The sequence below is a fragment of the Agrobacterium sp. SOY23 genome (genome assembly GCF_027212525.1).
GTDB lineage: Bacteria > Pseudomonadota > Alphaproteobacteria > Rhizobiales > Rhizobiaceae > Agrobacterium > Agrobacterium tumefaciens_I.
Window position 1 is genome coordinate 384,911 of the sequence record NZ_JAPWDT010000005.1, and the last position, 10,857, is coordinate 395,767.

7 protein-coding genes are annotated in these 10,857 nt (G+C 61.1%); 1 reads left to right on the forward strand and 6 read right to left on the reverse strand.

Features of this window, described 5'->3' with window-relative positions:
• Positions 1–4 precede the first annotated feature (4 nt).
• The 6 genes from O3S81_RS16985 to O3S81_RS17010 are packed head-to-tail and all read right to left on the reverse strand — an operon-like array spanning position 5 to position 8,270.
• Positions 5–568 (reverse strand): siderophore biosynthesis protein, encoded by a 564-nt coding sequence (locus O3S81_RS16985; protein ID WP_269345005.1) that lies wholly within the window; start codon positions 566–568, stop codon positions 5–7.
• A complete protein-coding gene (locus tag O3S81_RS16990; RefSeq protein ID WP_269345007.1) occupies positions 565–1,083 on the reverse strand; it encodes a siderophore biosynthesis protein in 519 nt (172 codons plus the stop codon). The genes O3S81_RS16985 and O3S81_RS16990 overlap by 4 nt, the downstream gene beginning before the upstream one ends.
• Before the next feature lie 11 nt (positions 1,084–1,094).
• The gene (locus tag O3S81_RS16995; RefSeq protein WP_269345009.1) at positions 1,095–1,334 is read right to left on the reverse strand and encodes an MbtH family protein; all 240 of its coding nucleotides are present in this window, start codon (positions 1,332–1,334) and stop codon (positions 1,095–1,097) included.
• 14 nt (positions 1,335–1,348) lie between these two features.
• On the reverse strand, positions 1,349–2,812 hold the full coding sequence (locus tag O3S81_RS17000) for an aminotransferase class III-fold pyridoxal phosphate-dependent enzyme (protein ID WP_269345011.1): 1,464 nt from the start codon (positions 2,810–2,812) through the stop codon (positions 1,349–1,351).
• Complete coding sequence (locus tag O3S81_RS17005) at positions 2,809–3,705, reverse strand: class I SAM-dependent DNA methyltransferase (protein WP_269345013.1); 897 nt, start codon at positions 3,703–3,705, stop codon at positions 2,809–2,811. Before O3S81_RS17005 ends, O3S81_RS17000 begins: the two co-directional genes overlap by 4 nt.
• Positions 3,702–8,270, reverse strand: a complete 4,569-nt coding sequence (locus O3S81_RS17010; protein WP_269345015.1) for a non-ribosomal peptide synthetase — start codon at positions 8,268–8,270, stop codon at positions 3,702–3,704. The genes O3S81_RS17005 and O3S81_RS17010 overlap by 4 nt, the downstream gene beginning before the upstream one ends.
• A 337-nt stretch (positions 8,271–8,607) precedes the next feature.
• Between O3S81_RS17010 and O3S81_RS17015 the strand changes: the two genes are divergently transcribed.
• The gene (locus O3S81_RS17015) at positions 8,608–10,845 is read left to right on the forward strand and encodes an AMP-binding protein (RefSeq protein ID WP_269345148.1); all 2,238 of its coding nucleotides are present in this window, start codon (positions 8,608–8,610) and stop codon (positions 10,843–10,845) included.
• The last annotated feature ends 12 nt before the right edge of the window (positions 10,846–10,857 follow it).

Consider the following 10,857-nt stretch of genomic DNA (forward strand, 5'->3'; position numbering starts at 1 on the left):
CCCGTCACTTGTGGAACGGGCAGCCTTTCTTGGGGGGATCGATCATGCCGAGGCGGCCCCGTTCAAAACGCTGGAGCGTATCGATCGCCTTCCGGTCGCCGTATCGCAGACTTCCGGCGTCGGAGCCGACGAAACGGGAGCAGACGCCGACGTGGCCTTCCGCCAGATATTTGTAGGCTGCGACGAATTCCGCATGGGCGTCATGGAGCTCGACCGGCAGGGTGGCGAACACGTCCTTCATCTCGCGCCAGACCTGGATGAGGATCGCGTGATCGAACGACATCAGCCCGCTGAAATCATCGGATTCCACGGAAGGCGGCGTCATGGAGACGCGGATCGTGTTCTCGTAATCCGCTTTGCTGAAGCTCGCGGCGAGGTCCATGGAGCTGGCGGATGTGCGCAGGAGTACGGCGGCGGCCCGCAATTCCCTGTCCGCTTCGGCATTGTTGCCTTCATGCACCTGCATGTTGAAGCGGCGCAGGCAAAGAACCAGCCCCTGCACGTTCATGAAAAACGCCCAGTGGAATTCGCGCCAGATCCGGGATGGCGGCGGGGGAGCAATGGTCATTTTGCACACTCCACGCCGAAGCATCTTGCAAGCAGCCTTGCATGAACCTCAAAACCGTCAAACTGGGCCTTCGCGGCCTTTTCCGACAGGTGGGGTGCCCGGCAGAAAAGATCGGTGACGGACAGCGCGACCTGCAGGAAGCTGCGCAGCAGGGCGTGCGCGGGCTGGGTTGTGGCAATGCGGTTCACGCGGAAATACCGGTCGTAGTCATTCGCGTGGAAGGATGTCAGCGGCAGGCCGCTGATATCCACGATGCCGGGATCTGACACCGGTTTTTCCATATTGCCGAGGAGTGCGGCGATACGCGCGCGGCATTCGGGATAATGCAGCGTGAACGCCTCGAGGGCCTCGCAGATAATGTGCTGCAGGCGGGCTTTGTCGTGCTCCTCCGGTGCCATGACCGGCGCCAGCGCCTCCGGCAGGAGCAGATCGAGAGCTGCGTCTTTCAGAAGCCAGTCCCCGTCCGGTCCGGCATCCTCGTGCCGCACCGGGCTTGGCCATGGTTGGTCGTCCATGGGGTCTCGTCCTACTCTTGCGCGCCGGTTGCGTTCGCTGCTTCGCCGTCCATCAACCGCCGCAGGCTCAAGGGGCGCATGTCGGTCCACTCCACCTCGATGTGGTCGAGGCAGGCCTGCTTCGATCCGGAAAAGCCGCTCAGGCGCCACCCTGTCGGGACCGCCTTGTAGACCGGCCATATCGAATATCGCTCCTCGTCGCTGATCACGACGTTGTAGTGCAGGTCTTCAGCCGGTGTCTGGGAACTCATCGTGGTCACTCCGATCAATGTCTGTCGAGAAGACGGTGGTCCGCCAGAGCCGTCAGGCCTTGCAGAACCGCGTCGTGAAGGAAGGCGATATCGTCATCGCCGTGGGCGGTGGAAAGAAAGCCGCCACGGTCTCCGGCGCGAAGGTGAATGCCGGAGGTCAAAAGAAGGAAGGAAAGCATGGTGACAGCCAGCGGCGAGATGCGGCTGCGGGCAACGGATATGGCGAAGAACGAACCGAAGCTCATGAACGCAACGGGCAACCCCGCATCCTTGAGTGCGCCGTTCAGCCGTTCCACGAATGCCAGCGTCCTGGCGTTGAGGCCCTGTTGCAGGGCCGGTGCTTCCTCCAGCAACCGCAGTGCGACTGCCTTGGCGGCGGCAAGCGCCAGCGGATGGCGGCAATAGGTGCCGGCAAAGAATGTCGGAGCCACTTTCGGGAAAGACCTGTCGCCGTAAGCCCAGGCTCCGCCGTCGACGAGGTCCATGAACTTCCCCTTGCCGGCGATGAGCGACAGAGGCAGTCCGCCTCCGGCGATTTTGCCATAGGTGGCAATATCGGCGTCTATGCCGAAATGGGATTGCGCGCCGCCGGGTGCGACGCGGAAACCGGTAATCATCTCGTCGAATATCAGTGCGCTTCCGGTTTTTTCGGTCACGCTGCGCAGCTCATGGAGAAATTCGCGGGGCTGCAGCTCCGGGTTACGGCTCTGGACGGGTTCGACGAGCACGCCGGCGAGACGGTCGCCGTGACGCCTGACATAATCGATGGAGCGCGGATTGCCATATTCCAGCAGAACGATATCGCGGGCGGAGGAAGGTGCTACACCCGAGAAGCCGGGAATTGCCCTGGTCAGCATCATGCGCTTCAGGAGTGGCTTCAGGGCCACGAGCCAGGCTGGATGAGACCGAAGCAACGCGCCCCTGCGGATATATTCAAGTCTCGTGGCCTTGTGCAGGACAGCGTCGATATGGCCGTGATAGGAACCGGTAAACAGGGCGATCTTGTCCCGCCCCGTTGCGGCGCGCGCTATCCGCATGGCCGTTTGCACGGCTTCCGTCCCGGTATTGCTGAATGTGACGCGGTCTTTTCCGGTGATCCGGCAAAACAGCTCCGCGGTCTCGCCGGCCAGATCGGATTGCGGCCCGAGCGCAAAGCCCTTTGCCAGCTGGGCTTCGATTGCCGTGCGGACGAAGGACGGATTGTGGCCGAAGAGATTGGTGCCGAGGCCCATGAGAATGTCGACATATCTGTTGCCGTCGATATCCTGCAAATGGGCGCCTTCGGCATGGGTGGCGACGATGGGATAAAGCGCCTCCTTGGTCTCAAGCGTAAACGGAAGGCCGATCGAGCTTTTGTCCGAGAGGAAACGGCGGTTATAGGCGGCGGCGTGCTTCGAGCCCGGTGTCTTGAGATTGAAGCCGGCAACGATTTCCGTGACGGGATCGGTCGCAGTGCCGGGATTATTGTGAATATTCATTCGACGGCCTCCTGTGTGACATCGCGCCCCGCGTGATCGCCGGCGATCTTCGTGCAAAGGAAATACACCGCCCTCTCATCGGTAACCGGACCGCCATCGGTGCTTCGCAATGTCACGGAAAAGCCGCAGGACTTGAGAAGCTCGGTCACGGTGTTGAGGTCATGGCCCCATACCGGGTTGGTGACGGAGTGGCGCTGCCAGTTCTTTCCCGGAATGCCGAAGCGGGCGATGAGCCCGAGCCTCTGGCGATTGGACAGCAATCCGGCTGCCAGCCGGTATGCAGTCTCCGCCGGGGAGAAGCCCGCCGCCTTTGAGCGTGTATGAATTTCAACCGTGAACGAGCCCTCGTTCGCCTGTGAATCATATCGCGGCGTAATCAGCCAGGCGTAGTCATCGGTGAGTTCACCTTCGGCCGGCCGGTCGCGCCAATAACGCGCCATCTGGCCGGGATGGTTGATGTCGAAGGCAAAAATTCCCCCATCCTTCAGGCTGTGCCGGACGCTTGAAAAGACCTTCCGCAGGTCTTCAGGATTCTGGATGTGGTTGAGCGATGCGCTGGTGCAGACCACACCGTCAAACGGCTGATCGAAGGTGAAATCCCTCGCGTCACCAAGGACGAATTCAAGATCGGGCGCGTTGCCGCGGGCATGATTTATCATGTCCTGCGAACCATCCAGCCCGGTGACGGCATATCCGCGCGCCGCCATCAGCTTAGCGAGATGTCCCGTTCCGCAGCACAGGTCGAGAAGCGAAGCGCCGTTGGGCAGCCGGGAAAGGACCGCCCGCGCCAGCGGCTCGATCTTCTGCTCGCTATAGCGTGGGCCAAGCGTGTGGTTGTAGAGCCAGGCCCAATGGTCGTAGTTGCTGGCTTCGCTTGATATTGCTGTGCTCATTGTTCACCCTGCTTTCGCGCGTCGGCCGACGCCGCGTTCAGAAAATTGGCCCTGGCGAAGGCGCGCAGATATGTCCGCAACAGCTCGAATGTCAGGGCCGGTTCGCGGAATGGCGCGTCGGACATGGCCTCCTGCGTGAGCTGGCAATCGAAGTTGCGCGTCTGTTTTTCGTCGCTCTTGCCGGCGGTGGAAGGGGAGCGCAGCAGTCCCAGCAACGGATAGAGCGGGTGGTCGGGCGTTCCGCGCGCCACATCGCTCAGCATGTCCTGCCATTCCTGCTGCGAAACCCGTTTCAGCTCGATTCCCTCCAGCGCGCAGGCTTCGAAGAGGCGGGCGCTCGAAACGGGGGTGGAGTGAATGAGGTGGAAAGCCTGTCCCGCTGAAGCGGGTTTGCCGGAAAGGTGGACGATGGCCCGTGCCACATGATCGACGGGCAGCATGTCGAGCAATCTTTCGCCTTCCGGCGCCGCCCCGGTGTAAAGATAGGCCTGAACCAGCCGGCACAATATGTCCGAACTGTTGAAAGCGCCCGTAACGCTGTCACCCGATATCGCGCCCGGCCGGTAGATCGTGACTGGCAATCCCCGCCTGCCGGCCTCTTTCACCAGATGCTCCGCGGCCCATTTGCTCCGGTTGTAGCCGCCGGCGGGTGCGGCAAATCCGTCTATGCTCTCCAGTTCGCTGACGGGCCGCGCATCGTCGCCGGAACCGCGGCGCGGCGTGATGGCGCTGAGTGTCGAGATGTAATGAACGGGCCGACCGGCTCCGGCGCAGGCCAGTTTGAGAACTTCGCGGGTTCCAAGGACATTGCTCTCGCGCAGCCTCTCATATCGATGCAGGTGGTGAACTTCCGCGCCATTGTGGAAAATGCAGTCGGCATTCCGGACGATGTTTTCGTAATCGTCACCGGTAAGCCCGAGGCCCGGTCGGGAAAGCTCTCCGTTTATTATCGCCACCCGTTCCATCAACACGGATTGTGGCAGATCGTAGTGCTGGAAGGCCTGCCTTATTCGGCTCATTCCATCCTCGCCGCGCACCAGGCAGGTCACCCTTCTTGTGGTGTCGCGAAGCAACTCGCGAAGCAGATAGGTCCCGAGAAAACCGGTCGCGCCCGTCAGGAAAACGTGGGCGGTGCTGTCTGCCGCTCTCGCCGCGGCTTTCGGCCGGATTGCATCGTCAAGCCTTATGTCTCGCTTCAGCAGGAGGGCTTCATCGTCATTGCCTTCGCCACCGGCGTCTCTTGTCCGCAGGCGGTTTGCCAGCGCTTCCACCGTGGAGGCGTTGAAGAGATCGAGAACGCCGATGTCGAGCCCGAATTCCTCTTTCGCCACGGCGCAAAAGCGGGTGGCCAGCAGCGAGTGGCCGCCAAGCGTGAAGAAATCGTCGGTCGCGGCAACCTGATCGATGTTCAGAATTTGCCCGAACGCGCTGGCTATCCGGGTTTCCATCTCGCTTTCGGGCGCACGGCCATCGGGATTTGTTTCCGCGCGCGGTGCGGGAAGCTTCGAGGGATCGATCTTGCCATTCACGGTCAGCGGCAGCGCCTCGAGCCAGTCGAACGTGTCGGGCACAAGAAACTTCGGCAGGCGGTTTGCCAGCCATTGGCGGATATCCGAGGGGGTCGGCCTGATTGCCGCGTCCTGATCGATCTGAGGCACCGCATAGGCGGCGAGCCGCTTGCCGCCACGCCCGTCGTCGCGCACCGCCACTGTCGCCGAAACGATTGCCGGGTGGGCGAGCAGGCCGGCCTCGATTTCCCCGGGTTCGATCCGGTATCCACGGATCTTGACCTGACTGTCCAGCCGCCCCGAAACGTGAATCCGGCCATCCGGCAGCAATACGGCCCGGTCACCCGTGCGGTAAAGAACGCCCGCGCGGCCGTCTCTGATAAACGGATCGGGAACGAAGCGTTCGGCGGTCAACGCCGCCCTGCCATGATAACCGCGCGCAACGCCGCAGCCGCCGATATGAAGTTCTCCGGGCACGCCGAAGGGCAACAATTCGAGGTTGTCGTCCAGCACGTAGAGCTGCTTGTTTGCGGCGGGTCTCAAAACCGGCACGGCGGGAAGCCCACCTCCCATATCGACCATGCTGGCGTTGACGGTCGTTTCGGTGGGGCCGTAGGCGTTGATGAAGCGGCGATGTTTTCCCCATCTCTCGACAAGTTCCGGCATCGGAACCTCACCGCCGACCAGAACGGTGCGCAGCGACGGTAGATCATCGACCGGCAGGGCGAGCAGGGCCGATGGCGTCATCGTCAGGTGCGTGACGTGCCGCTCGCGCAGGATATCGGCCAATTCTGCCCCCGGAAGCGTCGCATGTCTGGGCAGGAGGAGAAGTTTGGCGCCGGCGCCGAGGCTCATGACAAGTTCGGGAATGGAGGCGTCGAAACTGAAGCTGAAGAATTGCAGCACACAATCGCCGGGTTTGACATCGCAGACCCGGATCTTGTCTCTGGTCAGGTTGACCAATCCGCTGTGGTCGACGAGGACGCCTTTTGCCCTGCCTGTCGAGCCGGATGTGTAGATCACATAAGCGAGCTGCGAATGACGGGTGACCGTTTTAAGGTTGTCGGCGCGTTCGTCGTCAGGGAATTCCCCATCCAGATCAAGCCGGGCGGCTGTCGTCGGGAGGTCGATCGCGCTGTGGGTGATGACAAGCCGGGCGTCTGCGTCTGACAGCATGTTGCCGATCCGCTCCGCAGGGTAATCCGGATCGAGAGGCAGATAGGCGCCGCCCGCTTTCCAGACCGCGAGCCAGGCCACGATCATGTCGAAACCACGCGGCAGCGCGATGGCCACAATCGTTTCCGCGGTGACGCCTTTACGGCGCAGAAGACGGGCCAGCCTGTTTGCGCGCGCATTGAGCTCGCCATATGTCAGAACGTCATCGTTATCAGCGCGGGGCACAAGCAGCGCCACGGCCTCCGGCGCGCGCGCTGCCTGCGCTTCGAACAGTTCATGAAAGAAATGGGGACCGGCGTGCTCCTGCGCCGTGCTATTGAAGGCACCGACCCGTTCCTGCTGTTCTTCCTGCGTCAGAAGTGGAAGGGTGGCGACCGGCAGGGCGGGATCGGCGACGATGGATTTCAGCAACTGGCGGAAATGCCCGGCAAGCAAACCGATCGTATCGGGGCGGAACAGCGCGGTCTTGTATTCGATCGTGCCGGAAAGCCCGGCTTCCGTCTCCCGCAGATCGAGGCAGAGGTCGAGCCTTGAGACCTTGTCCTGGCGGGCAAGCCGGCGCATTTCTAGGCCGGGAAGCCGGATACGCTCGCGCGGTGCCGCGTCGAGCTGGAATTTTATCTGGAACAGCGGGTGGCTGTCCGGATCGCGTTGTCCGCCGACCATATCGACAATCCGCTCGAACGGCATGTCCTGGTGGCTGATGACCCGCTGCAGGGTGGCATGGGTTTCCCGCAGGGCCTTCTCATAATTGCCGAAGGGATTCACATTCGATCGGACGGGAAGCGGATTGACAAACAACCCGATCAGTTCCTCCGTTTCCACATGCGGGCGGCTGGCGACGGGCGTGCCGATCACCAGATCGGTCTGCCCGGTATAGCGGTGGATCAATATGTTGAAGGCGGTAAAGAGCGCGGTGAAAAGTGTCGTGCCCTGCGCGGCGGCAATCCTGCGCAGCGCATCGGTCGTTTCCCCGTCTATCGCGAATTCATGCAGTTCACCCGCATGCCCATGGCCCGCGCTGCGCGCCATATCCGTCACCAGCTGCGTGGTCTGCAGGGGTTGGGAAAGATGCTGTTTCCAGAAATCATCAAGCGCTCCGGCGGTTTCCCCGGCCAGACGCTCGCGCTGCCACGCGGCAAAGTCGCCATATTGTATCGGCAAGGCAACGTTCACGACAGCTTCGCCGGAAACCTCCGCGCTATAAAACGCACCGAGATCCCTCAGCAGAATTTCCGTTGACCAACCGTCGGCGCAGATGTGGTGAAGCGTCAAAACGAGGACATGGCGGCCTTCACCGCAATTGATGGCGAGAAGGCGAACGGGAGGTTCGATGGCAAGATCGAAGGGCCTGCTCGTTTCCGCGTGGATGATATCGTCCATTGCCGCAGCGGCCGGTGAAATTTCCATCAGCGAAAAGGGCGCGTCGCATTCTGCGGATATGGTTTGCTTCGGCACGCCGCGGTCGCTGTAAATGCGGGCGCGAAGCACCGCGTGGCGGTTCATGACGCGTGCAAGCGCCACCTTCAGCGCAGCGAGATCGAGAGTGCCGCGGACCTCGAGTGCAATGCATATGTGGTGCAGTGCCGAGCCGGGGTAGATCTGGTCGATCAACCACAGTCTTTCCTGTGCGAATGATAGCGGCGGGCAAGCCCCGTCAAGGGGCGGAATGGCATTCTGGCCGGGCGCACCGGCATTCGCGTGCGCCACGTTGAGAAAGGCCAGGATATCGTTTTTTCTGGTCCGGATTTCGCTCATCACGGCATCGCTCAAGCGGCCATCAGGGTCCGAACATTTGAGGCTTCCGGCGTCGATCCAGACACGGATATTGTCCCGGTGCAGCCGGGTTATGAGGGTTTCGACAGGCTCGATGTAATTCATATGCCGCCCCTTGGCTGCATTGGCGTCACGCAACCCAAGCAACGCTCGGCGCGCCTTTTCAGGTCGGCGTCGAGCGGTAGGGTTTTCATCGCTGAAACAACTATCAATTGCATTTTCAGTTGCCTGAAGCCGGTCGTCAATTTCAATTTCTTATTCTTGACTAAGCGATTCAAGAATTATATGCAAGAGGTAATTGTTGTCATTGACAGGCAGCGGGCAGTGATGCCTGCCGCTGGCGATTGAGTGTGGGCGGTCAGAACGATGAGCATCCTATGGTTGCTTGTCGCGAATATTGACGGCCAGACGTCAGGAGTTTTTTCAGATGCAGATCATACCCATGTTCGCTCGAAAACCATCTGGAGAAAGAGATTTTATAACGATAATACATAGGCTTGATGATATTTCCTCTACCCGGCCGACGGAGGAGGCGTTTCGTTTTTACCCTGATGATCCGGGAGCGATAGGCGAAAGCCGCAGTGACGGCTGGACATGGGGAGAATTGAACGCTCGCGTCAAAATTGTTTCCGACGAGATTTCCAGGACGGGTCTTGTCGGGCAGGGCGGCCGGATCCTCATCGTCTATCAACCCGGCCTCGCCTTCATCGCAGCCTTCCTCGGATGCCTGCATGCGGGCGCCGTACCGGTGCCGGTTCCGGCGCCGCGGCGAAATGAAGGAATACACCGTTGGTTGCATATTGCGAGAGATGCCGGCATCTCGGGAATTGTCTGCGCCGCCGAATTGAAAGAGCTGCTTGAGCCGCTCCAGAGGGCTGTCGGTCATGGGTTCTGCCTGGCGCCTTCAGGTGCCGATCCAAATCTTCCGCTTCACGAACTTCCGCCGTCATCGAGCCTGCCTGCCGTTCTCGACGGAAGCCGGATCGCATTCCTGCAATATACGTCCGGTTCGACCAGCGATCCGAAAGGCGTCATGGTCACCCATGCGAACCTGATGGCCAACCTGCGGCAGATCAGCCTTGCTTTTCATTATGGCCCGGAGGACCGGTCTGCGACATGGCTGCCCCATTATCACGATATGGGGCTGATCGACGGAATTCTGTCGCCTATCTTCAACGGGTTTCCGGTATCGATCATGGCGCCGGCGAGCTTTCTCAGGCGTCCGTTGCGGTTCCTCGAGCTGGCGACGCAAAACAGGGCAACGATAATCGGCGGGCCGAATTTTGCCTATGAACATTGCGCCGATCGTTACAGCGCCGAAGGCGCGGCAGAACTCGATCTCTCCAATATCAGGATAGCCTATAATGGCGCAGAGCCCGTGCGCCCGCACACGCTCAGGCGTTTCAGCGCCCTGTTTGCGGAACACGGCTTTCGGCACGAGGCCTTCTACTGCTGCTATGGTCAGGCCGAGGCGACACTTTTCCTGACCGGAAATGCCCCGTCCGATCCACCGGTTTTGCGACGCTTCGAGCGTGAAACGCTCGCAAAACAGGCAATGGCGCTGCCGCTACCCGTTGGTTCTGACGAGCATGATGCAATCGAGCTGGCGGCCTGCGGCCGTCCGGGAGCGGATATCGAGATTGTCGTCGTGGATCCCGAAGAAAATCGGCTGCTTGAGGATGCGCAAGTCGGCGAATTGTGGATTCGCGGTCCGAATGTCACTCCCGGTTATTGGGCGAGGGCCAAAGCAAGCGCGGAAAGCTTCGACCAGACAATTGCCGGCGAGGGCGGCTGGCGCCGCACGGGCGATCTCGGCTTTCGCCATGAGGGGCAATATTTCATCACGGGTCGCCTCAAGGACCTCATCATCATCCGTGGGCAGAACCATCACCCCGAGGATATTGAGCAAACCGCCTTCTCTTCGCATGCCGCGCTTGCGCAGGGGCGTGCGGGGGCTTTCGCGCTCGAGGTGGATGGGGAGGAGCAGGTCGGTCTCGTCTGCGAGCTGACACGTGATGGTTTGCGCAACCTCGATGCCGAAGCCATCCTGCAAGCTATTCGCGGCTCCGTCTCCCGCGTCCACAAGCTCAAGCTCGCCGTCATCGTCCTCATCCGCCCCGGAAGCCTGCCGCGCACGCCGAGCGGCAAGGTCCGGCGTTTCGCCTGCCGGCAGGATCTGCTGAATGGCAATCTGAAGCTCGTCGAGCGATGGGAGGCTGCCCCGCAGGCGCGCTTCACCATCCGTGCCGAGCCGGGCGCGGTTGCAGACTGGGCGCAGCAGTTGGCGCAGGTTGACCGGTCTCGATATCCGACCCTGCTTCGCCAGTGGATCAGGGAGGAGGTCGCCTGGCTTTCCCGTCTTCCCGCCGGAACGCTTCCCGCTGCAAATGCCGGTTTTTTTGATCTCGGACTGGATTCCGTGGCGCTTGTCGGCCTTGCCGGAACGCTGGAACGGGAACTGGGTATCAGAACCCACCCGACGCTGTTTTTCGAGCACGCGACAATCGATGCGCTTGTGGAGCATTTGTGCAGCGATCTCCTTGCCTCCCGGGCAACGCCGGAAGCGGGAGAGCAGCCCGCACAGAATTCTCTACCGGAGGCTCCTCCGGAAGAAAGCGACCTGTCATCCGAACTGGCCGCCCTGTCATCGCTTCTGCAGGCCGGAACAGGCCGCAAATAGTCCACGCTTTCA

What these genes read in the sequence shown, in the direction of transcription:
- O3S81_RS16985 (WP_269345005.1), bottom strand. Translation starts at nt 568, where the DNA reads ATGACCATTGCTCCCCCGCCGCCATCCCGGATCTGGCGCGAATTCCAC.
- O3S81_RS16990 (WP_269345007.1), bottom strand. Translation starts at nt 1,083, where the DNA reads ATGGACGACCAACCATGGCCAAGCCCGGTGCGGCACGAGGATGCCGGA.
- O3S81_RS16995 (WP_269345009.1), bottom strand. Translation starts at nt 1,334, where the DNA reads ATGAGTTCCCAGACACCGGCTGAAGACCTGCACTACAACGTCGTGATC.
- O3S81_RS17000 (WP_269345011.1), bottom strand. Translation starts at nt 2,812, where the DNA reads ATGAATATTCACAATAATCCCGGCACTGCGACCGATCCCGTCACGGAA.
- O3S81_RS17005 (WP_269345013.1), bottom strand. Translation starts at nt 3,705, where the DNA reads ATGAGCACAGCAATATCAAGCGAAGCCAGCAACTACGACCATTGGGCC.
- O3S81_RS17010 (WP_269345015.1), bottom strand. Translation starts at nt 8,270, where the DNA reads ATGAATTACATCGAGCCTGTCGAAACCCTCATAACCCGGCTGCACCGG.
- O3S81_RS17015 (WP_269345148.1), top strand. Translation starts at nt 8,608, where the DNA reads ATGTTCGCTCGAAAACCATCTGGAGAAAGAGATTTTATAACGATAATA.